This window comes from Pyxidicoccus sp. M15, from assembly GCF_056858435.1.
Map to the genome: position 1 here is coordinate 7,497,201 of NZ_CM166495.1, position 25,126 is coordinate 7,522,326.

A 25,126-nucleotide genomic window follows, 5' to 3' on the forward strand; every position below is an offset into this window, starting at 1 on the left:
GAGGCCCCTTCCCTATCCCCACGTCGGGCCCCGCGCAACCCGGGATAGAGTGCGCGCCATGCAGACCCACTACTTCGACACCTACCCGGAGCTGGCCACCGAGCGGCTGCGGCTGCGCAAGCCCCGGCTGGAGGATGCCGCGGCGCTCGCCAGCATCTACGGCCATCCGGAGACGTCGCGGTACATCGGGTTCTCCGCGAGCGATGGCATCGAGAAGACCCAGCAGAAGCTGGCGCGCGACCTGGAGACCGCGGCCCGTGGCGAGGGCTTCCGCTGGCTGCTGTGCGAGCGCGGCGACGACACCCCCATCGGCTCCGCGGGGCTCTTCCACTGGAGCCAGGCGGACCGGCACGCCGAGGTGGGCTACGTGCTCCGTTTCGACCAGTGGGGCCGGGGCGTGATGAAGGAGGTGATGCCCACCCTCCTGCGCTTCGGCTTCGAGGAGATGCGGCTCCACCGCGTCGAGGCCCGGGTGGACCCGCGCAACGCCGCCTCGCTGCGGGTGCTCACCCGCTCCGGCTTCCAGCGCGAGGGCCTGCTGCGCGAGAGCTTCGTCGAGGGAGACGGCTTCAGTGACAGCGTCATCCTCTCGCTGCTCGAAGGCGAGTGGCGGCAGGCGGACTGACACGGCTGTCCCCTGTGGAGGCGTCCCGCGCGTGCCAGCCCTGGCACGTTTCCCTCCGGGGAGCTGTGCGACGTGACGCTGGCGCGGGCCCAACCGCGCGGAATCGCGTGGCTTCGGGCCCGTGAAGGCTCCTGGCACCGCCCTTGCCCTGGGGTTGGTCATTCGCAGCGGTCCGCGAATGTCGAACCCACCCCAGGAGACAAGACGATGAGCAGAGAGCGAAACAGCGCGGTCGGCGGTTCACGGGTGAAGTCGGGCTTCGCCCTGGTGTTGAGCGTGGCCACCCTGTACGGCTGCGGCACCGAGAGCCTGGGTGCCGCCGAGTCGATGGCGGGCAGCCCGGAGTCCTCGGGCACGGCGCGGCAGGGGCTGAGCTACTACGGCGGCCACGCGTATTTCATCTCCACGTCGCCCGCGACGTGGACCGATGCCCGGAAGGCCTGCGCCGACATGGGCTACGCCATGGTGACGCTCAACGACGCGGCGGAGGAGCAGTGGTTGAAGGGGCAGATGGCCACGGCGTCCACGGAGTGGTGGCTCGGCATCAGCGACCGCGACCTCGAGGGCACCTGGGTCTGGTCTGAAGACCCGTCCGCCTACGTCCACTGGAATCCAGGGGAGCCGAACAACGGCCAGGCCACGGAGGACTGCGGGCTGTTCCTCAATGCGCTGGGCGGGTGGCACGACGCGCCCTGCTCCATCTCCCGGACGTTCGTGTGCGAGAGCCTCCAGCCGGTCTACGCGCAGTTCAACGGGCACGACTACTCGTTCCACGGGACGCGCAAGCCCTGGACCCAGGCGCGCAACGACTGCACGAGCCGGGGCTTCGACCTGGTGACCATCGATGACAGCGCGGAAGACACCTGGCTGAAGCAGCAGGTGCCCGCCGGGCGCGCGTCGTTCATCGGCTACAACAACCTCTCGCAGCCGGGCACCTGGACGTGGGCGGACGGCACGCCGAGCGGCTACCTCAACTGGCGCCAGTACGAGCCCAACAACTCCGGCGGCATCGAGCAGTGCGCCGTCAACAACGTGCCGCCCGTCGGCTCCATCCCAGGAGGCGGCTGGAACGACATCCCCTGCAACGAGTACTTCCCGTACATCTGCGAGCGCCCCAGCCTGCCCCCCACCCACAAGTACGTCGTCTACACCGCGACGGGCACGGACTCCGCGAACCTGGCGACGAAGGACACGGCCATCTACCTCCAGGCCGGACAGATTCTGGAGATGGGCACCTGCGGGCTGCCGACGGCGGTCGCGACGAATGACACCTACCTGCGCCTGCTGGGACCGGATGGGCTGGAGGTGGCCGCCAATGACGACGCCTGCAAGGGCTCGGGCTCGAAGCTCCGCTACCGGGTGCCGGCCTGCGGCACCGGGCATTACGTGATGCGGGCCGGCTGCTTCGAGAACACCTCGTGCGGCGGGCAGATGGTCTTCACCGTCATCCCCGCGCCGCCGACTCAGCCCTGAGGGCCTCGCGGCGCGAGCGGCTCCGGCGTGGCGAGCCACCCGTCCAGGACGCCGTACGCGTAGAGCGCCGCGAAGGTATACGCCCCCACGAGGTAGGCGACGTTGAAGCCTCGGGCCGCGCGCGCGTCATCGGCGCTGTACAGCCCGTCGGGGCCGCGCAGCGCCAGCGCCGCGCCCAGCGAGGCGGCGGAGAGCGCGAAGGCTCCTCCCTGCGTCACCGCCAGGACGGTGCCCTTCGTGCGTTGGCCATGCTTGAAGTGGCCCACGCCGAAGGGCACCAGGTACCACCCTCGCGACACGGGCCGGTCCGCGATGCGTGCGACCTGCACCGGGGAGGGTTGCGGCACCGTGGAATGCCAGGGCGCCACGGCGGGGGCGCTGCGCTGCGCGGACAGCTCGGAGATGCGCTGCTGGTGGCGAACGTGCACGCGCTCGACGTAGGCGATGAAGTCCGGCGGGTACACCAGCGGGTCCAGCTTCGCGTCCGGATTCACGGCGAGGCCCCGCACCACCTCGGGCTCGGCGCGCTCCGTGTCCTCCTGCGCGTGGTACGTGGCGGCCAGCAGCAGCCGGGCCTCGGCCTCCTCGGCGGCGTCCGTCAACTGGAGGGGCTGGAGCAGCGCTTCGAGCAGGCTGCGTGCACGTGGCAGCTCCCCGGACTGGTACGCCTCCCGAGCGGGCTCCAGCGAGGGGGACGCCGCCAGCACCAGCGCCAGGAGGAGGCCCGTCACGGGCCCCACCCCAGGTCCACCTCCGTCCGCTCACCGGCGACCACGTCGAAGTCCTTTCGGATGACCTCGCCCGCGGCCCCTCGGGCCGAGAAGACATGACTGCCATGCGTGAGCTTCACGGGCTCTCGCAGCGGGGCCACGCCCACCTCCGTCCCGTCGACGAAGACGCGTGCGCCCTCGGGGGCGAAGATGACCACCTCGGCCTTGCGCACCTGGAGGACGAGCTCGCGCGTCACCGTCTGTCCCGCGGTGACGTGGACGTCCTCCTCCAGCACGTCACACAGCGGGTTGTCGAAGCGAAGCCGGTGCGTGCCGGGCGTCAGGCGCACCTCGCGCACGCGCGGCGTGTAGCCGCGACTCTGCCCGTCCACGAACACCTCGGCCCACGGGCGGGTCACCACGCTCAGCGTGGCATACCCCCGCGCCCCGGACGGCGGTGTCCCGGTGGACGGGGAGGTTTGCGTCGCGGGGCCCGGGGCCTCGGATGTCGGGGGCTCGGGCGCCATGGCTTCGGAGCCGGAGGACGCGGGCGGGCTCCGGTCGGAACGCGGCGGGGTGCGCTTCACTCCCGCGGGCGAGGCGGTGGCCCCGCGTCGGGGAACTCCTCCGCTCATGGTCTCCGTTCGACTGGCGCGCGCGGCAATCGGAGGGAAGGACGGGGGCTCGGGCGGAGCGGGCTCCAGCGAATCGGGGCGTGCGTCCTGGAGCATCGACTCGGCTGGTGGGTCCTGCTGCCCGGCCTCCGCGGGCGGCTGCACGAAGGGGGTTTCCGCCGCCACCTCGGACGGGGCGTCCTCCCGCGAGCGCCATCCCCAGAGCGCGAGGGCACCCAGGAGGCCCATCAGCAGGGCGCTCCCGCCGAGCACCTTCGCGCGTCCCTTCTTCGGGCGGGCGCGCAGGAGCGCCAGCACCTCGGAGGAACCCGGCTTGAGCGTCAGGGCCTCGTTGAGCAGCCGAGCGGCCCTCGCTCCCTCGCCCGCGGAAAGCAGCGTGCGCCCCTCGTGCAGCAGCCGCTGGAACCGGGCTTCCCGCCAGCCGGCGGCATACGCCTCCGGCCCATGGAAGAACCGTCGCGAGGCCTCGGAGGGAGGCCCCACGAGCTGCTGCACCACGGCCTCCAGGCACGCGGCCAGCTCCGCGCCATCCACGGGCCGCGCGCGAGAGTCGCGGGCAAGACACCGGTCCACCAGCGCACCCAGGGGCGCCGGTGCCCCCGGGGCGACCTCGCACAAGGGCGGCGCGTCCCGGGTCATCACCGAGACGGCGAGGTGCGCACTCCCCTGCCCCGCGTGCGGCGTCGTGCCGGTGCACAGCTCGAAGAGGATGACGCCCACCGCGTAGACGTCCGTCGCTGGGGACCAGGCTCCGGTGTCGATGCGCTCGGGCGCCATGTACGCCAGCGAGCCGGTGATGGCGCCGGTGCTCGTCAGCCGCTCCTGGTCGGCCAGCGCGGCGATGCCGAAGTCCGCGAGCTTCAGCGGGCCACCCTTCGACACCAGCACGTTCTCCGGCTTCACGTCGCGGTGCACCACGCCGCGCGAGTGCGCGGCCTCCAGCGCCCGGGCCAGCTCCCAGCCCAGCACCGCCGCCACCTCGGGCGGCACGGGCGCGAGTCGCCGCGCCAGCTCGCGCAGGCTCTCGCCCTGGACCCACTCACACACGAGGAACGGGCCGCGCACCGCGTCCTCGCCGAAGTCGTGGACCTCCAGCACGTTGGGGTGCTTGAGCGAGGCCGCCAGCTCGGCCTCACGGCGGAAGCGCTCGGTGCGGCGGGTGTCCTCGCTCGGGTGCATCACCTTCACCGCCACCCGGCGCGACAGGCGGAGGTCCATGGCCAGGAAGACCGTGGCCATTCCTCCTCGCCCCAGTTCCTGTTCCAACTGGTAGCGGCCCGCCAGCACTTCGTCGCTCATCGCGGGCGCATCCTAGAGAGGCCGTCCGGGGTGGGCAATGACTCCGCTCAGGGCAGGCGGCAGACGTACAGGCTGCCTCCTGGCACGGGCAGGCAGGAGCCCGTCACGCCACCAGGGCAGTCCCGGTCGGAGCTGCACGGCTGGTGGCACCGCTTCGAGCCTCCGGCACTCACGCAGAAGCCGCAGCGGTTGCAGTCGAGGGAGGAGTCACAGAAGGCGCCCAGGGTCTCCGGCGGGCCCGCGGTGCACGTCTCGACACAGACCTTGTCCGGACCACACTGGTAGCCTGGCGGGCAGTCATAATAGGCGCAGCGCAGCTCGCACCGGCCGTCCTGGCAGGTAGCGAACCCCTGGCACGAGCCGAAGCTCGTGCACGCCTCCGTGAGCCGAGGCCCCGGCACACAGTGCTCCTCGAAGCCGTCGCAGCGGTGCGAGTCGGGACACTCGGAGTCCGCGACGCACGGCGTCTCGCAGTCCTCCCCCTGGCAGCCCGCGTCCGCCGTCTCGTCGGGCCGAACCTGGATGTCGAGCGGGCAGCCGAGCACCACCAGCAGCGCGAGCGGCACGAGGAACCATGGGACGGGGGGACGCATGCGGGGCCAGGAGTACTTCGGGTGAGGGTCACAAGGCCAGTCCGTCACTCCTCCTCGCCCAGGTAGCGGAACACCGAACGCAGACCGATGCCGAGCGCCTTCGCCGCCTCCTTCTTGCTGCCGCCATTGCGAGCGATGGCCTCGCGCACGTAGCGCTGCACGAAGGCCTCGCGGGCCTCGTCCAGCGGCAGCAGGGGCGTCGGGTCCGCTTCCAGCTCCAGGTCCTCGACGCCGATGAGCTCCCCCGGCGCGAGGATGGCCGCGCGCCGCACGCGGGACACCAGCTCGCGCACGTTGCCCGGGAAGGGATGACCCCGCAGGGCCTCGGTGGCCTTCTGCGTGAAGCCCTTCGCGCGCCGGCCCTCCTGCTTGAGCACGTGGTGGGCGATGAGGAGCACGTCGTCGCCGCGCTCGCGCAGGGGCGGTACCTCGACGCGCACCTCGTCCAGCCGGTAGAGCAGGTCCTCGCGGAAGGTGCCTTGCGCGACGCGCTCCTTGAGGGGCTGGTGCGTGGCGGAGATGACGCGCATGTCGACCTTGCGCGGACGGCTCTCGCCCAGGCGCGTCACCTCGCGCTCCTGGACGACGCGCAGCAGCCGGGACTGGAGGACGAAGGGCATGTCGCCGATTTCATCGAGGAAGAGCGTGCCGCCGTCCGCCGCCTCCACCAGCCCCGCCCGGTCCGCCCCCGCGCCCGAGAAGGCGCCGCGCGCATGGCCGAACAGCTCGCGCTCGATGAGGGACTCGGGCAGCGCCGCGCAGTTGATGGCGACCAGCCGCCCGCGCCGCCCGCTGCGACGGTGGAGGGCCCGAGCCACCTCCTCCTTGCCCGTGCCCGTCTCACCCTGGATGAGGACGTGGAGGGACGTGGGCCCCAGGCGCTCCACGTGGCGGTAGAGCGCGCGCATGGCGGGCGACTCACCGATGAGCCCCTCGAAGGTGGCCGCGGAGATGCGCTGCGTGAGGTTGTCCACGCGCGTGCGCAGCTCGGTCAGCTCGTGAGAGGTGGCCAGCAGCAGCGCGGCCAGCGAGGAGAGGGCCATCGCCTCTTCCAGGTGCACGGCGGTGAACGGCGTGCGCCCCAGGCGCCGGCCCAGGTACACGGCGCGCAGAGGCGCCGAGCCCACGCGCAGCGGCAACACCAGCGCGGAGGTGAGGCGCAGGGCCACGACGCTGGGCGCACCGGCGAGCGCCGCGTCCGCAGCCACATCCGGCACGAGCACGGGCGTACCCGAGGCCACCACCTGGTTCACCAGGCTGTCCACCACCGCGGCCTCCGGCACCGGGCCGGTGGCGCACAGCACGTGGCGCCGCTCTCCTTCCACCGACACGAGGAAGCCCACGTCGGCGCCCGTCACCTCCGCGAGCCCCCGCATCGTCACCTCCAGCAGCTCCGGGGCGGGACGCTGAACGAGGAGCCGCGAGGCGAAGCCCGTCAGCACGGCCCGGAGCTGGCCATCCGGGGCCGGCTCGGACGCGGAGCGAGTCACCGCCGGGGCTTCTTCGGAGTGGCCCAGGGTGAGCGTGGCCCGTCCCAGGACGAAGGTGTCCCCCGGGGACAACGGGGACACGTCCACGCGCTTGCCGCGCACGCGCACGTCACAGCCCTTGGTGGCGGCGGACACCGTCCAGCCGCGCTCGTCGCGGAAGAGCAAGGCGTGGCTGGGCTTCAGCCCGGCCTCCAGGAGGACGACGTCACAGGCGGGGTCCGAGCCCACGGACACCACGGGCTTCTCCAGCGCGACGTGGCGGCCATCCGGCAGGGTCAGCAGAAATGGCATGCGGCACGTAGTCAAAGCATGACTGGCTTCAGCGCCCAAGCCGGGCTGCGCGTATCCTCCGGGCCTCATTCCCGCCAGGAGGTTCCACCCTGAAGCGCTTCGGCCTTGCTGCTCCCCTCGTGATGATGGCGCTGTTGATGGCGTGCGCGGGCCCTCGGGCGGGGGCCACGGCGGCGGACACGTCGCAGCAGCTCGTCCACGAGACGTACACGCTGGGTGGGGAGCGGCCCGCGGCGCTGCTCGTCGCCCTGCACTACTCCGGGGGCACGCCCGCGTTCTGGAACGAGTACGTGAAGGACTGGGGCGCGCCGGTGCGCGTGCTGCTCCCCCAGGGGCCGCTCCCGCGCAGAGAGGGCTTCACCTGGTTCGCCCCCGGCCACGAGCAGAAGGACGAGGCCGCGAAGCTCGCGGACGTGGAGCAGATGGCCGCGCGCGTCGCGGACCTCATCCGTGAGGTGCGGCGGGCCCATCCCGAAATCCGCCGCGTCGGCGTGACGGGCTTCTCGTACGGTGGGGACCTGGCCTGGCTCCTCGCCATCCGCTACCCGGAGCTGGTCGATGTCGCCGTGCCCATGGGCTCGCGCCTGCTCGGGGACCCGACGCAGGCCCTGCCCGGGTCGAGCCGCGTGCGCGTGCTCCAGGGCGAAGCCGACGCCATCATCGACACACGGAAGACCGCTGCGCGCGTGGAGTCCCTGAAGGCGGGAGGCGTGCCCGTCGACCTCCGCACGTACCCGGGCCTCGGCCATGACGTGTCGCCGGAGCTCATCGCGGACTGGCGCGCGTTCCTGGGGCAGGAGCTGAGCGGCACGGCTGCAACGCAGTCCAGGCAGGAGTGACCTCAGCGCCCCGCACCGCGGCTCCGCCTGGGGTGGTTCCAGACACAGCGCGGCATGGATTGCAGATGCAGATGAGGTACCGGGGCGCCTCGCGGAAGAGCGCGGCGCGGGCGTATGCTCGTCGCGCCGCACCTTCCCGCTGGACCCGTGCTCCGCCCTGGAGGCTCCGTCCCCATGCGTCATAAGCCCGCGTCACCGCCCCGTAACCTCCTGGTCATCATGGTCGACCAGATGCGGTTCCCCCGCTTCCCCTACGGGCCGGAGGGAGGCTTCGCGGAGCCCCTCAAGGAGCTGCTCGGCTTCCAGCCCCTCCGCGAGGACAACCCCTACGCGTCGATGTTCCCGGGCTTCGTGAAGCTGCAGCGGCACGGCGTCGTGCTGCGCAACCACACCATCGCCTCCTCGGCCTGCATTCCCAGCCGCACGGCCATCATGACGGGGCAGTACGGCACGCGGACGGGCGTCACGCAGACGGATGGCCTGTTCAAGAGCGGCGACGCCGCCGCCTTTCCCTGGCTGCGGCCCGACGGCATCCCCACGCTGGGCCACTGGTTCCGCGCCGCCGGCTACCGCACGCACTACTTCGGCAAGTGGCACGTGTCGAACCCGCCGGAGCACTCGCTCACGCGCTACGGCTTCGAGGACTGGGAGCTCAGCTACCCCGAGCCGCACGGCTCCAGCCCCAACAATCTGGCCTTCTACCGGGACTTCGGCTGCGCCGACCTGGCCTGCACCTTCCTGAGGCGCAAGGCCCTGGCCGTCGGTGTCGACAGGGTCCAGGCCGTCGCGACCGAGCGGGCGCCCCTGCAACCCTCCCCTCCCTCGGAGCAGGCGCCGTGGATGGCGGTGGTGTCCTTCGCCAATCCCCACGACATCGCCACCTACCCGGCACTGCCGCGAACCCTGGACCCCGATGCCGCGCCGGTGGGACCGCTGCGCATCCCCGCGAAGCACACGCTGTCCACCACACCCGCGGGCGGCACCTTCCGCTACCCGCTCAACCCCGCTGGCATGGACGCGACGTGCGCCCGGCCTCCGCCTCGGGCCGCGATGGCGCTCGGGCCCGACAAGCCGTCCTGCCAGCTCGACTACTCCTACAAGGTCGGGCTCGGGCTCGCCGCGAAGACGGGCATGGGCGCGCTACGGGGACTCGTGGCGGCCGGCAAGACGCCCGAGAATCCCGAGGCCGTCGCGCTCGGCGTCACGCTCGCGTCCAACATCCCGTTCCAGCTGACGGTGAACCCGGAGGACTCCGTCGCCGCCTTCGTGCAGTACTACGCGTACCTGCACCAGGTCGTGGATGGGCACATCGCCCGCGTGCTCGAAACGCTGGAGCAGGTGGGCCTGCAGGAGGACACCCTCGTCGTCTTCATGTCGGACCACGGCGAGTACGGCGGCGCCCACGGCATGATGATGGAGAAGTGGCACGCGGCCTACCAGGAGGCGCTGCACGTGCCGGTGGTGTTCCGTCACCCATCCCTCAATTCGGACCTCGCGCCCCGTCAGGTCGACGCGCTGACCAGCCACGTGGACCTCGTGCCCACGCTCCTGGGCCTCATGGGCGTCCAGGGCAAGAACCTGGACCTGGCCCGCGAGCAGCTGCGCCTGCAGCGGGTGGTGCCTCCCTTCGTGGGCACCGACCTGACCCCGGTGGTGAAGGGCGAGGACAGCGTGGTCCGCGAGCCCGACGGCTCGGAGCGCGCGGGCGTGCTCTTCGCCACGGACGACGAAATCACCGAGCCCCTGCCGCCGGATGGAGACCCGCACTCCGTCCAGGACCTGGAGAACTACGCCTTCTTCTGCAAGGTCGTGGAGGTGCTGCGCAAAGAGCGGGTTCCCGAGCTGGCGCCAGGACCGGTGCGCCAACCGAACCACATCCGCTGCGTGCGAAGCGGCACCTGGAAGCTGGCGCGCTACTTCGACCCGCACGGCGTGGAGGCGGACCAGTGGGAGCTGTACGACCTGCAGACGGACCCGCTGGAGTCCCACAACCTGCTGGCCGTCAACGGCCCCTTCCCGGAGCTGGCGCCCACGGTGCCGCCTCCGCGCCAGACCGAGGTCTCCCAGAAGGCCGTGGAGCTCGGCGCCCTGCTCGCGCGCTACGAGCAGGAGAAGCTGGCTCCGTGGCCCGGGACTTCGCGCGGCAGGCTCACGAGCGCCGTCGGGTGAGCGGCGTTTCGGGGTGGACCTCGGCGAGTCACATCCGGCTGAACCGGAAGTTCTGACCGTTGTTGTTGTTCCACGTCCGGTTCCCGTACGCGTCGTCCACGTACACCGCGTACTCCACCGGCGCGCTGTCGCTCACGTACAAGGTGGGCGTGCGCCAGAGCTCATCCTGTGAGCCGTAGGCGTTGGACTGGTTGTACTGCCACGTCAGGTCGACCTGGTGGGTCGTGTGCCAGTTGTCATTCGTGTACACCATCCCCACCGAGTGGCCCGGCGCCACGGGCCAGACCCCCACCCGCACCGTGAGGTAGTACGAGTAGTAGCTCCCTCCGCTCGAGGTCGCCTGGGTCTCCGCCACCCAGACCTCCTCCGCCGAGGCCAGGGTGGGCAGCAGCAGGGCGCACAGCACCGACAGCAGCTTCGCAAGACGCTTCGTCATGGGACTCCCTCTTTCGTTCGATGGGCCTCCATCGTGAAAAGGTCCTCGCGAGCGCGTCAAGGTGCCCATGGGCACGTGTCGGGGGCGTTTGACTCGCCGGTCCGCTCCCCGTCTACTTCCGGATGTGGCGCCCTTCCGGCGCCCGCGTTCACCTCAAGAGGGGGAGCACACCATGGGACTCAAGGACGCCATCCGGGAACTCGGCAATCAGGTGGATGACCTCAGCAAGCTGGAGGTCGTCACGTATACGGGCAAGGTGGACGTCGCCATCAACGCGGCGGGCGCCATCGACTGGGATGGGCTGAAGAAGGGCGCGAAGGCCAACGGCGACGTGAAGCTGGTCGCGGCCACCCAGCTCAACTTCGACGGGGACAGCTACACCTTCCAGACGAACGAGGACCTGCCGCGCATCGCCGAGCTGCTGGCGCTGCACCAGCAGGCCATCAACAGCAGCCTCCAGGCGCGCAAGGCCATCACCGACTTCTTCTCCGACTCCATCAAGAACCTGGTGAAGTAGTCCGCCGCCATGCCTCCGTCACCGGAGCTGGACACACTCACGCTCGCGTTCACGGGGGCGCGGAAGCTGCCCGCCGCCACGCAGGGCGTCCAGCTCCAGGTGGGCGCGGACGGGCTGGAGGATGCCGCGCTGCTGGAGGAGAACCTCCGCCGGCTCGAGGACGCGGCGGGCCTGTCCCCGCTGCCCCCGTCCGTCGCTCCGGTGCAGGCCCAGGAGGAGTACGAGCTGCGCGTCCGCGCGGTGCGCACCCGCCTGGACAGCCTGGGCTATGCGGACGTGGGGGACCTCGACAGCGGGAAGATGGACGTGAAGCTCCTCAAGGCGCTGCACCGCTTCCGGGAGGAGGCGGGGCTGCCCAGGAACGTGGGAATCGACCCGCCCACCTGGGACGCGCTCCAGGAGCTCGTCGCGCTGGAGCCGCCCTTCGAGGTGGACCGCTGGGTGTCTCCCGAGGGCAAGCTCAACCCCGTGCTGACGCGCGCCGTGCAGCTCCGGCTCACGGTGCTCGGGATGCGGGACAACAGGCCCGTGGACAGCACGGTGGACCAGTACACGAGCATTCCCCTCGCCCGTTTCCGCGCCGTCGTCTCCATGCTGGGATTGGCGGACACGGCCAGCCTCCAGAACAAGGGGCTCGAGGACTTCAGCGGGAACAGGGCGCTCATCGCGCTGCTGTTCGACCATGACGTGCAGCTGGACGCGGTGGCCGAGGGCGGGGATGCGGTCAGGGATGCGCTAGAGAATGGCCTGGAGCTGAACGAGCGGACCGACTGGCCCGCGACGAAGCGCTACCTGCTGCGGCTCGTTCGCGCCGAGCTGTGGCTCAACGGCTACCCCATTGGCGACATCCGCGAGCCCGTCAAGGAGAAGCCCATGCGGGAGTCGCTCCAGGTGCACTGGCGGCACGTGGCGCCCACGCCGCTGTCCGTGAGCGCGCTGCGCCAGCTCACGGACCGGCTGCGGCTCGAAACCGTCCAGGAGCTCTCACGCCAGCAGCGCGAGCCCGAGGTGTCCCCCGAGGAGCTGGCCGCCTTCGTGAAGGCCAACGAGCCCGCGCTGCAGGACTACTGGACGCGTGACGTGCCCAACTCCGGTTTCTTCCTCTGGGACGGGCTCCACCGCGCCGCGCGGTGGCTGGGGCGCCAGGTGAAGCGGCTGGCCGAGGGACTGGTGGACCTGTTGCGGCGGGGCGTCGACTACGCCGTCACGCTGGTGAAGAACGTCTTCCGCGCGCTCTTCCAGAAGGCCAACGAGGTACTGACCCTCATCCGCAAGGCGACCACCGTCTTCGTGGATGGCGTCGGCCTCTACCTGAAGGGCGAGCTGCGCGAGAGCACGCCGGATGCCCTCGTGGCCTGCCGCATCCGGCCGGACGGCGACGCGGACCTGCTGGTGCTGGGCGACGGCGGCTTCGACGCCGCGAGGGGGATGCTGAAGCGGCTGGAGCGCGTGGGGCTCGCGCTCCAGCTCGCCGCGTCCGTGCTGTCCCTGGTGATAGGGCTGGTGGCCGATGCGGCCAAGGGGCTCATCGGCTGGATTTTCCTCATCGCCCAGCTCGTCCGGGAAGGCCCGAGGCTGCGCGACCAGGTCCTCGCGCTCGCGGCGCTGGCGTGAGGCCCAGTGCCCGCATTTCGAATCACCCCAGGGCGAGGAGCGGCGACTTGACCTCCTTGGGGACCGCGAACGCGGCGATGTTGTTCCACAGGTTCGCGAACCGCCGGGCATCGAACCCCGAGGGCGCGTTCAGCAGGTCGTACTGGCGGAACGCCTCGGGCTCACCCGCGTTGCCTGAGGTCGACGGGCCGAAGTGCCCGATGACGTCCGCATGGTCCCCCGGGAGCAGGTAGCTGCGGGACTCATCCGGCCAGACCTGGGAGACGCTGTTGACCAGCCCATCATTGTCGCTCGGACCCAGCGCGTGCGGTTCACCGTCGTCCCAGAGCATCCGGATGCTGCGCGTCTGCTGAAGGGGCTTGGGAGGATGCTGGGCCGTCAGTCCGTGGAGTGTCTTGAACAAGGTCCACCTGGCCGTGGGGTCCGGGCTCGCACGGGTCACGATGGAGCGAACCCTGATTCCGCGGTCCTGGATGAAGGCGAGCTCCTCCTTGACCGCGTCGTCGCTCGCATGCACCGGGCTCTTGCACAGGCAGTGGTACGGAGTGGGGTCCAGGTCGGTGATGACGGAGAAGTCACTCGCCATATGGAGCAGCCAGCGGAGCAATTCGGAGTACGTGCCTCGCGCCTCGGCGGACTCGAGGCCTCCGGACCAGGAATGGCAACCCACCAGGGTATCCATGGTGGCATCGAGCCAGTTCGACGTCTTCCGGGCGCGGGACAGGCACTTGAGTCCACTGCCGAGGCCCCACAGTCCCGCGCCCCGCAGCCCGTGCGCGCCTTCGTACAGCACGCGCAGGATGAGCCGGGAGGCGAAGATCTGGAGACCCTTCCCCGCCAGGTTGTGCGCGAGCGCCGTCCCCCGGTGGGGCGTCGAGAGGAACTGCACGCTCTTGATCTGCTTGATGATGGGGTGCGTCCCCTCGCCCCTCCTCGCCGAAGCCTCGTGCCGGAAGTTGATGAGCAGCTGACGAAGGTCCAGTCCTCCTGTCGAGTGGCCGATCAGGTGGATGTCGTCATCAGGCCTGATGGTCCGACGGACCCGCATCATGGCCAGCCACTTCCGGAGCGCCTGGGCGCGGGTCAGGACGCTGGCCGTGGGCATGTTGGAGAAGTAGTGCACGAGCCCCGTGTACCCGCAGGACTCCAGCACCTTCGTGACGCCGTGGTAGTAACGAAGCGAGCCCAGCGCATCGAATCCACCGAAGCCGGGCACGAGAATGATGTGATTTTGCATGGCGGGGCCCTCCATCCCCCTGGCCCAGGTTGGAATCGCGCCGCGGATTTGTGAGCACATCGAGAGGCGGGCGAGGGGCGGACGCGTTCCTCGAAGGGCCCCGCTCCTGCTTCAGGGGCACGCGCTCGATGTGGCTCGCACGTCGAGCGTGGAGGAGCCGTCGTCAGCTCGGCCGGTCCTCCGCGCTACGCGGGCTGGAGGAAGCGCCCTTCCATCAGGTGGTCGATGACCTCGCGCGCGGAGCCCGGGTCGAGCCTCGCCTTCGCACCCAGCTGCGACACCGCGCTGGCGACGGTCGTGGGGCGCTCGAAGGTGGCCAGGGCCGCGAGGAGGATGGCACCGTCCTCGCCCTGCACGAGCGTCGGGTCCGAGAACCTGCGCGGGCTGACCGACGGAGCACAGCTCAAGGTGATTCCATCCACCGAGCGAACGACGGTCACCTGCTCCTGCGCCACCTTCGCAGGCGCCCGGTGGTTGCCCAACCAGTCCCCCAGTGCGAAGCGCTGCGTCCAGGGAGCCGTGTTCCGCAGCCGCGTGCGGCCGTCGACGTCGATGCTCCGCCTCGTGGCCCGGTGCTCCCACGCCAGGGCATCCACGCGGTCGGAGTTGCGCTGCACCGCCGCCTCCAGCGCCGCGTCCTTGAAACGAATCATCGGCACCGACACGTCGCCCGGCTCGCGCCGCTCGAAGTAGTCGAGGAACTCCGTGAACGTCCTCGCCTCGCTCACCATGTCGAACCGCGCGGGGTGCTCGGTGACCAGCGCCCCGGGCTGTGATTCGAGCCGCTGATAGCCCACCACACAGTCGAGGCTGATGACTCGCTCCACGAGCCGCAGCTCCTCCGCGAGCGTGGCCTTGCTCGCGAAGGGAAGGCCTCCGATGCCGGAGATTTCCACGTCCAGGTTCGGATGGCGGCGGCACGCCTCGATGACGTCGAGCAGCTCCCGGTCCTTCGCACACGGCTTGAGCAGCCCGCGGCCCATCTGCTCCAGGCGCTGCTGCTCGGAGAAGCAGCCGATGTCGATGACCATGTGGATGCGCTGGAAGGTCTTGGCCAGCTCGGCGACGAGCTCCAGCTTGGGCACGCCCCACAGGAAGTACGTGCAGCAGTGGCGCGAGAGGTCCACGCCCGCCCAGGTGCTCCCCAGGAACTCCGCCGTGCTTCCGGCGAAGTCGTAGCGCATCTGCCAGGTCCGGTCGGCGATCTCCTGGTGGTCCCGGCGCACGCTCTCCTCGGACCGCAGGAACGGCTTCGCGCGCCCGAAGGCGGCCTTCTGATTGCCGCGCGCTCCGCCGCAGTAGAGGCAGTTCTCGCCGCACCCCTTGCCGGGCGCCACCCAGCCCGAGAAGGAGTGCTGGTCCATCTGGCTCAGGAAGAGCTCGTTGAAGTGCGAGTAGTAGATGTCCTCGGTGTTCTTCGCGCCCTGCACGTAGGCCAGCGGCAACCTGCGCGGCCGCCCGTCGGGCGTCCGCGTCACACAGTTGGGCGGAGCGGAGTCACCCCGGCAGATGGCCAGCAGCGGCACCTCGCCGTCGCCCAGCACGACGTCGTCGATGCAGTCGTAGGCGTGCAGCTCCCGCCACCAGTACGAGGCGGAGTTGCCTCCCACGACGATGCGAATCTGCGGGTCGAGCTTGCGCACGGTCCGCGCGATGAGCAGCGCGCGGTCCACGTGGTGGAACCACTTGAGGCTGATGCCGATCAGCTTCGGACGCACGCGGGTGACGAGGCTCTCGAACGAGCGCACCACCTCGGCTTCGGTCTCGTCCCCGTCCCACAGCCGCACGAAGGCCTCGATACCGCCGCGCCGCAGGTAGCTCGCGAGGTAGAGGATGCCGCACGTGGCCTCGCCCGTTCCGGCGCCGACGAGGAGGACTGGCGAGAGGACGCGACCACCACCCATGAAACGAGCACCCGACCTTTCCGAGAAAAAAGTCAGAGTAGAACATCCGAGGGGTTACCGGCGCGGAATGGTTGGCACCCGACCGCCCGGGCAACCGTGCGGCTTACGGGTAGCATGCACGGCCGGGGACCGCTACGTCGGTCCCGACAGGAGAAGGAGCTCGGTATGGGAATCACGATGTCGCCGCAGGACTATGCCACGGCGTTCCGCGTGCTCGCGGCCACCGCCCGGCACCCCGAGAACATCGGGCAGGTCGTCGAACAACGAATCCTCCCCCGGCTGCCGAAGCAACCCGCGCTGCTGGACGTGGGCGCGGGGTCGGGCAAGGTGGCCGAAAGGCTCGCGCCGCACTTCGAGCTGCTCACGCTGCTCGAGCCCAACCGGGACCAGATTGCCGGGTTCAACCACGGCAAGGCGAAGGTCCTCCTGGAGCCCCTGGAGCGCTACCAGTCGTCCGAGCAATACGAGCTCGTCGTGTGCTCGCACGTCCTGTACCACGTGCCCCTCTCCGACTGGGGAGGGTTCATCGACAGGCTGCTCACGTTCGTGCGTCCCGGCGGCTACTGCCTGATTGCCATGACCGCCGCCCGGGGGCAGACCTACGAGCTGTGTCGCGACTTCTCGGACACGCTGCTCTTCGGTGAGCACCTGGTCGACACGGTGAAGCAGATGGGGCTGCCGCACGAGGTGATTCCCACCATGAGCGGCTTCTTCACGAAGACCTTCGAGGAGATGTACACGCTCTGCCGCTTCTTCGTGCTGGAAGGCTGTTTCACGGCGGCGCGGCTCGCGGCGCTGAGCGAGGACGAGGTGCGCGGGCTCGAGGAGAAGATTCGCGTCCACGCCGAGCGCTGCCGGGGCCCTGACGGGCTGTACCGCCTGGAGCAGGATGAGGATTTGATCATCATCCCCAAGCCGTAGCCCCGGACAGGCGGGTTCCCTCCCCTGGAACCGGCCCCTCCGCAGTATTCAGAACGCTCCATTCCCTCTGTCCTTGCCCTCTCCGGGCACATCAGCCAGGGTTGGCCCTGACGCCTCGGAGGGCTGGTCACCCCGTCCCCGCCCCTCCCTCTTCCACGTGCGGCGTGCAGACGGCCAAAGCTTCACATGCCCAAAGCCAGAGCTCGAGTCCCTCATCCCCGTACCTCGCAACCTTCACGTCCATCCAAGCCCCGTGTGCCCTCGAAGGCGGCCAGCTCCGGCCCGGTTCCCTTCGAGAGTGCCCTGCGGGCCGTCTTCCGCGATGAGCTCGCGGAACCGGTCTCCGAGCTGGCGACCATCCTGCTCCGCATCGCGGACAGACTGGCCGGCGGGCTCCCGCGCACGCCTGTACCCGTGCGCGTCACGGAGCCGGTCGCCGAGCCCCTCGCGCCGCCGCCACCGGCCTGTGCGGTCATCAACTGCAAGCTTCCACGTGGAAGCCTGGGCTACTGCGTGATTCACGCCCAGCGCCGGCGCCAGATGATTGCTTCCCAGCGCCTCCACGCCGAGTGGGTGGAGAACGCCGCTCCGCACAGCGTCCCGGACGTCATCCCGCCCCGGAAGCGCCGCGGAGAGCGAAAGCGGGAAGAGGCCGTCGCCGAGACCGCCACCGAGGCCGCGCGTCCGGTGGCCGAGCCCCGGATGTTCGTCCGCAAGAAGGGAAAGGCGGAGGCCGTCATCCCCACCCGGAAGGGCGTCAGCTCGAGCCCGAGTGCCCAGGGGACCCTGCCGTTGACCGAGCAGGACCAGGTGCTGTCCACGGTGGGACGCTGGGCCAGTGAGTTCAAGGCGAGGAAGTCGCCGCACTGACGCAGCCAGCGGCCGCGGGACGGAGGCCACCCGAGCTCCGTCCTGGCCACCGCCCCTCAACGACGGAAGCGCGCGGCGGCCTGCGCCTCGAACGCGCCGACGTCGTGGTAGTAGCGCTCCACCTCCGCCTGCATGTTCGGCTGCGTGTAGACCTCCGGGCGCGGCGTCTCGATGACGTCGACGATGACCTTCGTGGCGTCCTCGACGCTCTGGGCTCCGGGCAGCACGCGCGAGTCGGGCCCTCCGCCCAGCGCGTTGGTGCCGAACCCGGTGGCGACGATGCCGGGCATCACCACCGTCACCATGATGCCCGGGTGTGTCTGGAGCAGCTCCATTCGCAGGCATGCGCTGAGCCCGTTGAGCCCGTGCTTCGCCGCGCTGTACGCAGACCGGAAGGACGCGAGCGGAAGGCGTGCCAGCCCGCTGGAGACGTTGACGATCTGCCCCGCGTTGCGTGACTGGAAGTGCGGCAGCACCACCTGCATCCCGTAGAGCGCGCTCTTCACGTTGTCGCGCCACATGGAGTCCATGTCGTCGTCGGTCAGCTCCAGCACCGAGCGGGTGATGCCGCGCCCCGCGTTGTTCACCCAGACGTCGATGCGCCCGAAGCGCTCCAGCGCCGCGTCCCGCAGCCGCTCCATGTCCGCGCGCCGCGTGGCATCGGTGACCACGGCGAGGGCCTCGCTGCCCGCGCGGGCCGCGGCGGCCTCCAGCTCCGGCTTCCTGCGCGCGGCCAGCACCAGCTTCGCGCCCTTCGCGCCCAGCTGCCGCGCCAGCTCCGCGCCGATGCCCGCACTCGCTCCCGTGATGACGATGACCTTGTCCATGGCCTCTCCTGGAGGAGCCCGCCCGGCTCCGCCGCCTGCAATGTAGCCGCGCGAGCGGGCGTGCCAGGAAACATCGACACGCCGCATGCCCCCCCGGGCGCCAGCGGGCCCTCCCGCCCGTGGTACCTTCCGCTCTCGTTTCCCCGCGGGTTCCACCGAATGCCGTTCCGGATCTTCTCCTTCTCCCTGCTCATCGGGCTCGGCGCCGTGCTGGGCCACCTGTACCTGTACCGGCGTCTCGTGCGGCAGCTCGTGCACGGCCGCCTGCCGAGGCTCCTGGCCCTGGCCGTGCTCGGCCTCCTGACGCTCGTGCTGATGGCCCGGCGCACCTTCCTGGACGCCGTGCCGGAGCACCTCGCCGACCTCGTCACCGTGGCGACGTACTCGTGGATGGGCGTGGCCCTCTGTCTCGTCATCGCGCTCCTCGTGCTGGACCTGGGCCGGGGGCTGCTCGCGGTGGCTCGGCGGCTCCAGGGCTGGAAGGCCCTGGCCCCCACGGCGACGGCCGGCACGGTGGGCCCGGAGCAGGCGCCCCCTCCCGCTCCAGAGGTGGATGAGCACCGGCGCCGCTTCCTCGCGCGGACCCTGGCGGGCGGCGCATTCGTCGCGGGCGGAGGCATGGCGGCGTACGGGAGCTGGCGGGCCTTCTCCCCGCCGCTCGTCACCGAGCTCGCGGTGAAGATTCCGAAGCTGCCCCGGGCGCTGGACGGGCTCACCATCGTCCAGCTCACCGACATCCACGTGGGCCCCTTCATCCGGCGTCGGTACATGGACGCGCTCGTCCAGCAGGCCAACGCGCTCCGGCCGGACCTCTTCGCCATCACCGGGGACCTGGTGGACGGCGACGTGCCCACCCTGGGCGGAGCCGTCTCCGCGCTCTCGGGGTTGAAGTCGCGCTACGGCAGCTTCTTCGTCACCGGCAACCACGACTACTACTCGGGTGACGACGCGTGGACGGAGTTCCTCCAGGGCCTCGGCATCCAGGTGCTCCGCAATCGCCACGTGCGCATCGGCGACGCGGGGGCCTCGCTGGACCTGGTGGGCGTGGATGACTGGAGCGGCGGGCGGCGGCGGAACAAGCCGGGCTACGACCTGGACCGGGCGCTGGACGGGAGGGACCCGGACCGCGCCGCGGTGCTGCTCGCGCACCAGCCGGCGAACTTCACCGTCGCCGCCGAGCGCGGCATGGACCTCCAGATATCAGGCCACACGCATGGCGGGCAGCTCGTGCCGATGACGTTCTTCATCGGGCTCGCCTGGGAGCACGCCGCGGGGCTCTACCCGCACGGCGACTCGCACATCTACGTCAGCCGGGGCTGCGGCTTCTGGGGCCCGCCGATGCGCGTCGGCAGTCCCCCCGAAATCGTCAAGCTCGTGCTGACGGCGTGAGCCCCCGCCCTCAGGACGCGCGCAGGCGGGGCGTGTAGCGCCAGAACTGCTGCTTGTGTCCGCAGCCGTCGCACGAGAGGCGAATCTGGAACTCGCCGCCCTGCGCCGGCGTGGCGGGATTCACCGTCCTGATGACTTCCTGGGCCGCGTCATGCCCGCACTTCTCGCAGGCCACCCGGCGCCGGGTGGCCACCAGCGCCTGGCGCACCACCGCGCCCCGCTCGCACGCCTCACACCACCAGACGTGATAGTCCGCCGTGCCGAGCCGCTCCTCGTGCCGCTGGCCCTCGTCGAGGTGCACGTCCTCCGACTCCTCGTCGAGCAGGACGCGCTCCTTCCCACAGCGCTCGCAGCGGGCCGGGTCCGAGCCCTTCGCCCGGGCACGCAGCCACCACGCTCCAAGCCCACCCGCCAGGGCCGCCGTCGCGGCCAGGAGTGCAACCGTGCTCATGACATAGGCTCCAGCTCCACCTGATGCAGCACCGCGCCCGTGAGGTCGTGGAGGGCCACGGTGAGTGCTCCGCTCTTCCCGAGGATGCGGACGCTGCCGAAGTACTGCTGTCCGTCCCAGGGTGCCGGGTTGTCGCCGGTGACGGGGCGCTGCCAGCGGACCTCGGGGCCAAAGGTGTCGTCGAGCATGTTGGGGCCGAAGGTGCCCGCGTGCAGCGGCCCCGCGACGAACTCCCAGAAGGGGTCGAAGTCGCGGAAGCGCGCGCGGTCCGGGTGGTAGTGGTGCGCGGCCGGGTAGTGCACGTCCGCGGTGAGGAAGAGCACGTTGCGCACCTTCCGGGCCTTGATGAAGGACAGCAGCTCGGCCAGCTCCAGCTCGCGGCCCAGCGGGGCTCCCGGGCCGTTGGCCCACGCCTCCATGTGGTGCCCGTCCGCGTGCTTGCCGTCGGCGATGATGAGCCCCAGCGGCATGCTGGTGGCAATCACCTTCCACGTCGCGGTGGATGCGGCCAGCGCCGCCTTCAGCCCGTCCAGCTGCGCGCGGCCCAGGAAGGACGTCTCCGCGCCGGGGCGCTCCTGGCGGTTGACGGTGTTGGGCCCGCGGAAGGAGCGCACGTCGGGGATGAACACGTCCAGGTGCGGCCCGTACGCGAGCTGCCGGTGGATGCGGCCCTCGGCCCGCGCGGCGCCGCCCACCGGCGAGTACTCGAAGAAGGCCTGCCGGGCCCGCGTTGCCAGCACGCCCGCGTCCGACACCCGCGTGTAGCGCGCGTCATCCGCGAGGCTCCGGCCCGGGTACCAGTTGTTGCGCACCTCGTGGTCGTCCCATTGGAAGGCCATGGGCACCTCGCGGGCGAAGGCGCGCAGCTCCTCATCCAGGAAGTTGTAGGCGAAGTTGCCGCGGAACTCCTCCAGCGTCTCGGCCACCTTCGCCTTCGCGGGCGTCACCCGGTTGCGCCATACGCGGCCGTCCGCGAGCGGCACCTCGGGCAGCAGCGGGTTGTCCGCGTAGATGGCGTCCCCCACGTGCAGGAAGAAGTCGGGACGGAGCGCGCGCATGGCGCCATAGCCCTTGTACCCGCCCCACTCGGGGTTGATGCCCCAGCCCTGCCCGCACACGTCCGCGCTCCACGTGAAGTGGAGGTCGCGGGGGCCGTCCGGCGCCGTGAGGAGGCGCCCCTGCCACGCCTCGCCCGCGCGGCCACCGTCGTCCGCCAGCACCCGCACGTGCACCTCGCGCCCGGCCGGCAGCCCGGTGAGGTCCACCACGCCGGTGAAGTCCGAGACGCCGCTCAGCACCGGCCCCTCCACGCGGTGCACGCCCTTCTGGAGCCGGGGGTCCTCGCTCCACTCCACCACCAGTCGAGCGACCCGGTCCGCCTTGCCCCACACGGTGACGGCGCCGGCCCGCACGTCGCCGAGCTGGGCCCCCAGCGGCAGCGTGGGCGCGGGACGCGGGGCGACGGTGCGGCGCAGCGAGGACGGCGCGGCACAGCCGGCGGCTGTGAGCACCAGCCCCTGGAGCACGGTGCGGCGGGGAAGGACGGGCATTGCGCGGGCCTCCAATCGCGGGAGCGCGCAGGCTAGTCGCGAGTCGCGCCAGCGCCCATACCCGGAGTCGCTCTGCCGTCCAGATGGGGCAGAAAATCCGCCACCGGAGCGGAGCGCGGCCCGGAGACCAGGGAGGCAGGCGTCGCAAGGCTGGAGGCGGCAGTCGAGCGACTTCGGGTATGCTCCCAGTCCCATCAGGACCCGTGAGGGCGGGTCCGCGGAAAGCTCTCCATTGGCAGTTCAGGACCGGGCCGGGTCGAAGCACCCAGGCCCCGCTCGAAAGGCATGCACATGAAGCGTCTGGGAAAGGTCGGTCTGGTACTCGGAGTTCTCGCCCTGGGTGGCCCCTTCGGCTGTAAGGACGAGAAAGAGGAGGCCGCGAAGGCGCACCGCATCAAGGGCACCGACCACCTGAGCAAGAAGGAGTTCAAGGAGGCGGCGGCCGAGTACGCCCTGTCGCTCGAGGCCGACCCCAAGCAGGAGAAGGTCTGGGAGAAGAAGGCCTACGCGCACATGCAGGTCGGCCAGATGGCCGAGGCCTCCCAGGCCGTCATGAAGATCATGGACATGAAGGCCACGCCGGCCGAGAAGGCCGAGGTCCTCCGGACGCTCGCCAGCATGCACATGACGGCGGGCACCACCGATGACGCCGAGAAGTACTTCAACGAGGCGCTGAAGCTCGAGCCGAAGGACGAGGCGTCCCTCGGGTGGATCGCGGAGATCTACGCGCAGCGCGGCGGCGCCCGCTCCATGTCGGCGCCCATCGTCAAGGCGGACCTGGAGAAGTCGCTCAACTATTACGACCAGGTCATTGCCATCAACGCCAACTCCGCCAACACGTACCTCAACAAGCGCGTGGTGATGGGCCGCCTCATGGAGTACGAGCGGCAGCAGAAGGAGATGGCGCTGTCCGAGGCCGCGGAGAATGCCAAGGACAAGACCATCGTCGCGGAGGCCAACGCCCGCGCCGAGGAGCACCAGAAGCGCATGGACGAGTTCCAGGTGCAGTTCGCGGAGATGACCAAGAAGTTCAGCGAGGCCACGAAGGCCGCCAAGGCCGCTGGCGCCGCGCAGCCCGCCCCCGCGCAGGCGAAGAACACGCCGTAGCCGTCACGCCACCTGTGACACATGCGAGGGCCTGGGACCGCGAGCCGGTGCCGGGCCCTTCGCATTTCTGCGCACGCGTGCGCCCAGGCCGCGAATGTCCACTCATCGCGCCTTGCAGAAATCTTCCTGTCCCCCTCCCCGGGCCCGGCCGTACGCTTTGAGCCTCAACATCCAGACTGGGAGAGTGGCGTATGGACATCCGCGCAGCGGTGGCGCTCGAGGCGGGCAAGCCCCTGAGCATCGAGACGGTGCACCTGGAAGGGCCCAGGGCGGGCGAGGTGCTCGTGGAGTTGAAGGCCACCGGCATCTGCCACACGGATGAGTTCACCCTGTCGGGGAGCGACCCGGAGGGGCTGTTCCCCGCCATCCTCGGCCACGAGGGCGCGGGCATCATCGTGGACGTGGGCCCGGGCGTGACGTCGGTGAAGAAGGGCGACCACGTCATCCCGCTGTACACGCCCGAGTGCCGCCAGTGTAAGTCGTGCCTGTCGCGCAAGACGAACCTGTGCACGGCCATCCGCGCCACGCAGGGCCGGGGGCTGATGCCGGACGGCACCAGCCGCTTCCGCCTCGGCCGCGAGCCGGTGCACCACTACATGGGCACGTCCACCTTCGCGCAGTACACGGTGCTGCCGGAGATTGCCGTCGCGAAGATTCGCGAGGACGCCCCGTTCGACAAGGTCTGCTACATCGGCTGCGGCGTGACGACGGGCATCGGCGCCGTCGTGTACACGGCGAAGGTGGAGGCGGGCGCGAAGGTGGTGGTGTTCGGCCTGGGCGGTATCGGCCTCAACGTGGTGCAGGCGGCGCGCATGGTGGGCGCGGACCAGATCGTCGGCGTGGACATCAACCCCGCGCGCAAGGCCATGGCGGAGAAGTTCGGCCTCACCCACTTCGTCAACCCGAAGGAGGTGGAGGGCGACCTGGTGCCGTACCTCGTCAACCTCACCGGCGGCGGCGCGGACTACAGCTTCGAGTGCATCGGCAACGTGAACACCATGCGCCAGGCGCTGGAGTGCTGCCACCGGGGCTGGGGCGAGAGCATCATCATCGGCGTGGCCGGCGCGGGGCAGGAAATCAAGACGCGGCCGTTCCAGCTCGTCACCGGGCGCGTGTGGAAGGGCAGCGCCTTCGGCGGCGCGCGCGGCCGCACGGACGTGCCGAAGATTGTCGACTGGTACATGGAGGGGAAGATCAACGTCGACGACCTGATTACGCACACGCTGGCGCTGGAGGACATCAACAAGGGCTTCGACCTGATGCACCGGGGCGAGTCCATCCGCAGCGTGGTGAAGTACTCATGACGGCGGCCCCCACCCTCCTCTCCGAGCACCGCTGCTTCGGAGGCACCGTCGGCTTCTACCGCCACGCGTCCGAGGCGTGCGGGGGCGACATGCGCTTCGGCGTCTTCGTCCCGCCGCAGGCCCGGGAGCGGAAGGTGCCGGTGCTCTACTACCTGGCGGGCCTCACCTGCACGGAGGACACGTTCCTCATCAAGGGCGGCGCGCAGCGCGTGGCGGCGGAACTGGGAATCATGCTGGTGGCCCCGGACACCAGCCCGCGCGGCGCGGGCTACCCCGGTGAGGATGCGTCCTGGGACTTCGGCGTGGGCGCGGGCTTCTACCTGGATGCCACGCAGGCGCCGTGGTCCGCGCGCTACCGCATGGGCACGTACGTGACGAAGGAACTGCCGGCGCTCATCGCCGCGCACTTCCCCGCCCGCGCGGACCGCGAGGGCATCTTCGGCCACTCCATGGGCGGGCACGGCGCGCTGGTGTGCGCGCTGCGCCAGCCCGGGCGCTACCGCTCCGTGTCCGCCTTCGCGCCCATCTCCGCGCCCATGCGCGTGCCCTGGGGGCAGAAGGCGTTCCGCGGCTACCTGGGCGAGGACACCGCCGCGTGGCGCGAGTACGACGCCACGGAGCTGCTGCGGGCCTCGAAGGCGAGGCTGCCACCGCTGCTCGTGGACCAGGGGACGGGCGACAAGTTCCTCCAGGAGCAGCTCAAGCCGGAGCTCTTGCGCGAGGCCTGCGAGGCCGTGGGCCAGCCCCTCGACCTGCGCATCCACGAGGGGTACGACCACGGCTACTACTTCGTCTCCACGTTCATGGAGGACCACGTCCGCCACCACGCGGCGGCGCTGAACGCGTAGCGCGGCGGGGCCGCCGGAGCTGGAGGC

General features: G+C 70.6%; 22 protein-coding genes. 12 read left to right on the forward strand and 10 right to left on the reverse strand.

Annotated elements, in window-relative coordinates; translation table 11 throughout:
* The first annotated feature begins 58 nt into the window (after positions 1-58).
* On the forward strand, positions 59-625 hold the full coding sequence (locus ACX9TP_RS27725) for a GNAT family N-acetyltransferase (RefSeq protein ID WP_482973635.1): 567 nt from the start codon (positions 59-61) through the stop codon (positions 623-625).
* 207 nt (positions 626-832) lie between these two features.
* Positions 833-2,098, forward strand: a complete 1,266-nt coding sequence (locus tag ACX9TP_RS27730) for a lectin-like protein (RefSeq protein ID WP_482973636.1) — start codon at positions 833-835, stop codon at positions 2,096-2,098.
* Here the strand turns inward: ACX9TP_RS27730 and ACX9TP_RS27735 are convergent.
* The 4 genes from ACX9TP_RS27735 to ACX9TP_RS27750 are packed head-to-tail and all read right to left on the reverse strand — an operon-like array spanning position 2,089 to position 7,116.
* Positions 2,089-2,829, reverse strand: a complete 741-nt coding sequence (locus tag ACX9TP_RS27735) for a hypothetical protein (RefSeq protein WP_482973637.1) — start codon at positions 2,827-2,829, stop codon at positions 2,089-2,091. The two genes, ACX9TP_RS27730 and ACX9TP_RS27735, sit on opposite strands and share 10 nt — an antisense overlap.
* A complete protein-coding gene (locus tag ACX9TP_RS27740) occupies positions 2,826-4,742 on the reverse strand; it encodes a serine/threonine-protein kinase (protein ID WP_482973638.1) in 1,917 nt (638 codons plus the stop codon). Before ACX9TP_RS27740 ends, ACX9TP_RS27735 begins: the two co-directional genes overlap by 4 nt.
* 47 nt (positions 4,743-4,789) lie before the next feature.
* Complete coding sequence (locus tag ACX9TP_RS27745; RefSeq protein WP_482973639.1) at positions 4,790-5,335, reverse strand: latent transforming growth factor beta-binding protein; 546 nt, start codon at positions 5,333-5,335, stop codon at positions 4,790-4,792.
* A 44-nt stretch (positions 5,336-5,379) separates the two neighbouring features.
* Positions 5,380-7,116: a sigma 54-interacting transcriptional regulator gene (locus ACX9TP_RS27750; protein WP_482973640.1), complete on the reverse strand. Its 1,737-nt coding sequence runs from the start codon at positions 7,114-7,116 to the stop codon at positions 5,380-5,382.
* A 122-nt stretch (positions 7,117-7,238) separates the two neighbouring features.
* On the opposite strand from ACX9TP_RS27750, the gene ACX9TP_RS27755 reads away from it, so the two are divergent.
* Together ACX9TP_RS27755 and ACX9TP_RS27760 are read left to right on the forward strand one after the other, a co-directional pair.
* The gene (locus ACX9TP_RS27755; RefSeq protein ID WP_482982233.1) at positions 7,239-7,955 is read left to right on the forward strand and encodes an alpha/beta hydrolase; all 717 of its coding nucleotides are present in this window, start codon (positions 7,239-7,241) and stop codon (positions 7,953-7,955) included.
* A gap of 174 nt (positions 7,956-8,129) precedes the next feature.
* Positions 8,130-10,124: a sulfatase-like hydrolase/transferase gene (locus ACX9TP_RS27760; RefSeq protein ID WP_482973641.1), complete on the forward strand. Its 1,995-nt coding sequence runs from the start codon at positions 8,130-8,132 to the stop codon at positions 10,122-10,124.
* Positions 10,125-10,152: 28 nt separating this feature from the next.
* Here ACX9TP_RS27760 and ACX9TP_RS27765 read toward each other — a convergent pair whose 3' ends face one another.
* Positions 10,153-10,560, reverse strand: coding sequence for a hypothetical protein (locus ACX9TP_RS27765; protein WP_482973642.1), 408 nt, complete (start codon positions 10,558-10,560; stop codon positions 10,153-10,155).
* Positions 10,561-10,732: 172 nt separating this feature from the next.
* On the opposite strand from ACX9TP_RS27765, the gene ACX9TP_RS27770 reads away from it, so the two are divergent.
* Both ACX9TP_RS27770 and ACX9TP_RS27775 read left to right on the forward strand, forming a co-directional pair.
* Positions 10,733-11,077: a hypothetical protein gene (locus tag ACX9TP_RS27770; protein WP_482973643.1), complete on the forward strand. Its 345-nt coding sequence runs from the start codon at positions 10,733-10,735 to the stop codon at positions 11,075-11,077.
* Between the two features lie 9 nt (positions 11,078-11,086).
* Complete coding sequence (locus tag ACX9TP_RS27775) at positions 11,087-12,691, forward strand: hypothetical protein (RefSeq protein ID WP_482973644.1); 1,605 nt, start codon at positions 11,087-11,089, stop codon at positions 12,689-12,691.
* A 22-nt stretch (positions 12,692-12,713) separates the two neighbouring features.
* Here the strand turns inward: ACX9TP_RS27775 and ACX9TP_RS27780 are convergent, their stop codons facing one another.
* Together ACX9TP_RS27780 and ACX9TP_RS27785 are read right to left on the reverse strand one after the other, a co-directional pair.
* Positions 12,714-13,928, reverse strand: coding sequence for an esterase/lipase family protein (locus ACX9TP_RS27780; protein ID WP_482973645.1), 1,215 nt, complete (start codon positions 13,926-13,928; stop codon positions 12,714-12,716).
* Between the two features lie 185 nt (positions 13,929-14,113).
* Positions 14,114-15,832: a B12-binding domain-containing radical SAM protein gene (locus ACX9TP_RS27785; RefSeq protein ID WP_482973646.1), complete on the reverse strand. Its 1,719-nt coding sequence runs from the start codon at positions 15,830-15,832 to the stop codon at positions 14,114-14,116.
* Positions 15,833-15,997: 165 nt separating this feature from the next.
* Here ACX9TP_RS27785 and ACX9TP_RS27790 point away from each other — a divergent pair, with 165 nt between their 5' ends.
* Both ACX9TP_RS27790 and ACX9TP_RS27795 read left to right on the forward strand, forming a co-directional pair.
* Positions 15,998-16,753, forward strand: a complete 756-nt coding sequence (locus tag ACX9TP_RS27790; protein WP_482973647.1) for a class I SAM-dependent methyltransferase — start codon at positions 15,998-16,000, stop codon at positions 16,751-16,753.
* A gap of 255 nt (positions 16,754-17,008) precedes the next feature.
* Entirely contained in the window at positions 17,009-17,623 is a 615-nt protein-coding gene (locus ACX9TP_RS27795) for a cell wall protein (RefSeq protein ID WP_482973648.1), read from the forward strand.
* A gap of 56 nt (positions 17,624-17,679) precedes the next feature.
* Here ACX9TP_RS27795 and ACX9TP_RS27800 read toward each other — a convergent pair whose 3' ends face one another.
* Positions 17,680-18,450, reverse strand: a complete 771-nt coding sequence (locus tag ACX9TP_RS27800; RefSeq protein WP_482973649.1) for an SDR family oxidoreductase — start codon at positions 18,448-18,450, stop codon at positions 17,680-17,682.
* Positions 18,451-18,609: 159 nt separating this feature from the next.
* On the opposite strand from ACX9TP_RS27800, the gene ACX9TP_RS27805 reads away from it, so the two are divergent.
* On the forward strand, positions 18,610-19,839 hold the full coding sequence (locus ACX9TP_RS27805; protein WP_482973650.1) for a metallophosphoesterase: 1,230 nt from the start codon (positions 18,610-18,612) through the stop codon (positions 19,837-19,839).
* Between the two features lie 10 nt (positions 19,840-19,849).
* Here the strand turns inward: ACX9TP_RS27805 and ACX9TP_RS27810 are convergent, their stop codons facing one another.
* Together ACX9TP_RS27810 and ACX9TP_RS27815 are read right to left on the reverse strand one after the other, a co-directional pair.
* A complete protein-coding gene (locus ACX9TP_RS27810; protein ID WP_482973651.1) occupies positions 19,850-20,290 on the reverse strand; it encodes a hypothetical protein in 441 nt (146 codons plus the stop codon).
* Complete coding sequence (locus tag ACX9TP_RS27815) at positions 20,287-21,840, reverse strand: alkaline phosphatase D family protein (protein WP_482973652.1); 1,554 nt, start codon at positions 21,838-21,840, stop codon at positions 20,287-20,289. Before ACX9TP_RS27815 ends, ACX9TP_RS27810 begins: the two co-directional genes overlap by 4 nt.
* 291 nt (positions 21,841-22,131) lie before the next feature.
* On the opposite strand from ACX9TP_RS27815, the gene ACX9TP_RS27820 reads away from it, so the two are divergent.
* The 3 genes from ACX9TP_RS27820 to fghA all read left to right on the forward strand — a co-directional run bounded on the left by ACX9TP_RS27820 (position 22,132) and on the right by fghA (position 25,099).
* Positions 22,132-22,947, forward strand: coding sequence for a tetratricopeptide repeat protein (locus tag ACX9TP_RS27820; RefSeq protein WP_482973653.1), 816 nt, complete (start codon positions 22,132-22,134; stop codon positions 22,945-22,947).
* A gap of 191 nt (positions 22,948-23,138) precedes the next feature.
* Entirely contained in the window at positions 23,139-24,251 is a 1,113-nt protein-coding gene (locus ACX9TP_RS27825; protein WP_410465284.1) for an S-(hydroxymethyl)glutathione dehydrogenase/class III alcohol dehydrogenase, read from the forward strand.
* Positions 24,248-25,099 carry an S-formylglutathione hydrolase gene (fghA, locus tag ACX9TP_RS27830; protein ID WP_482973654.1) on the forward strand — a complete coding sequence of 284 codons (852 nt, stop codon included), beginning with the start codon at positions 24,248-24,250 and terminating at the stop codon, positions 25,097-25,099. The genes ACX9TP_RS27825 and fghA overlap by 4 nt, the downstream gene beginning before the upstream one ends.
* Positions 25,100-25,126 lie beyond the last annotated feature (27 nt).

Coding starts and splice junctions, on each gene's coding strand:
- ACX9TP_RS27775 (WP_482973644.1), top strand. CDS start 11,087: ATGCCTCCGTCACCGGAGCTGGACACACTCACGCTCGCGTTCACGGGG.
- ACX9TP_RS27785 (WP_482973646.1), bottom strand. CDS start 15,832: ATGGGTGGTGGTCGCGTCCTCTCGCCAGTCCTCCTCGTCGGCGCCGGA.
- ACX9TP_RS27770 (WP_482973643.1), top strand. CDS start 10,733: ATGGGACTCAAGGACGCCATCCGGGAACTCGGCAATCAGGTGGATGAC.
- ACX9TP_RS27790 (WP_482973647.1), top strand. CDS start 15,998: ATGGGAATCACGATGTCGCCGCAGGACTATGCCACGGCGTTCCGCGTG.
- ACX9TP_RS27765 (WP_482973642.1), bottom strand. CDS start 10,560: ATGACGAAGCGTCTTGCGAAGCTGCTGTCGGTGCTGTGCGCCCTGCTG.
- ACX9TP_RS27810 (WP_482973651.1), bottom strand. CDS start 20,290: ATGAGCACGGTTGCACTCCTGGCCGCGACGGCGGCCCTGGCGGGTGGG.
- ACX9TP_RS27815 (WP_482973652.1), bottom strand. CDS start 21,840: ATGCCCGTCCTTCCCCGCCGCACCGTGCTCCAGGGGCTGGTGCTCACA.
- ACX9TP_RS27745 (WP_482973639.1), bottom strand. CDS start 5,335: ATGCGTCCCCCCGTCCCATGGTTCCTCGTGCCGCTCGCGCTGCTGGTG.
- ACX9TP_RS27730 (WP_482973636.1), top strand. CDS start 833: ATGAGCAGAGAGCGAAACAGCGCGGTCGGCGGTTCACGGGTGAAGTCG.
- ACX9TP_RS27820 (WP_482973653.1), top strand. CDS start 22,132: ATGAAGCGTCTGGGAAAGGTCGGTCTGGTACTCGGAGTTCTCGCCCTG.
- ACX9TP_RS27800 (WP_482973649.1), bottom strand. CDS start 18,450: ATGGACAAGGTCATCGTCATCACGGGAGCGAGTGCGGGCATCGGCGCG.
- ACX9TP_RS27750 (WP_482973640.1), bottom strand. CDS start 7,116: ATGCCATTTCTGCTGACCCTGCCGGATGGCCGCCACGTCGCGCTGGAG.
- ACX9TP_RS27760 (WP_482973641.1), top strand. CDS start 8,130: ATGCGTCATAAGCCCGCGTCACCGCCCCGTAACCTCCTGGTCATCATG.
- ACX9TP_RS27825 (WP_410465284.1), top strand. CDS start 23,139: ATGGACATCCGCGCAGCGGTGGCGCTCGAGGCGGGCAAGCCCCTGAGC.
- ACX9TP_RS27805 (WP_482973650.1), top strand. CDS start 18,610: ATGCCGTTCCGGATCTTCTCCTTCTCCCTGCTCATCGGGCTCGGCGCC.
- ACX9TP_RS27725 (WP_482973635.1), top strand. CDS start 59: ATGCAGACCCACTACTTCGACACCTACCCGGAGCTGGCCACCGAGCGG.
- fghA (WP_482973654.1), top strand. CDS start 24,248: ATGACGGCGGCCCCCACCCTCCTCTCCGAGCACCGCTGCTTCGGAGGC.
- ACX9TP_RS27755 (WP_482982233.1), top strand. CDS start 7,239: ATGATGGCGCTGTTGATGGCGTGCGCGGGCCCTCGGGCGGGGGCCACG.
- ACX9TP_RS27740 (WP_482973638.1), bottom strand. CDS start 4,742: ATGAGCGACGAAGTGCTGGCGGGCCGCTACCAGTTGGAACAGGAACTG.
- ACX9TP_RS27780 (WP_482973645.1), bottom strand. CDS start 13,928: ATGCAAAATCACATCATTCTCGTGCCCGGCTTCGGTGGATTCGATGCG.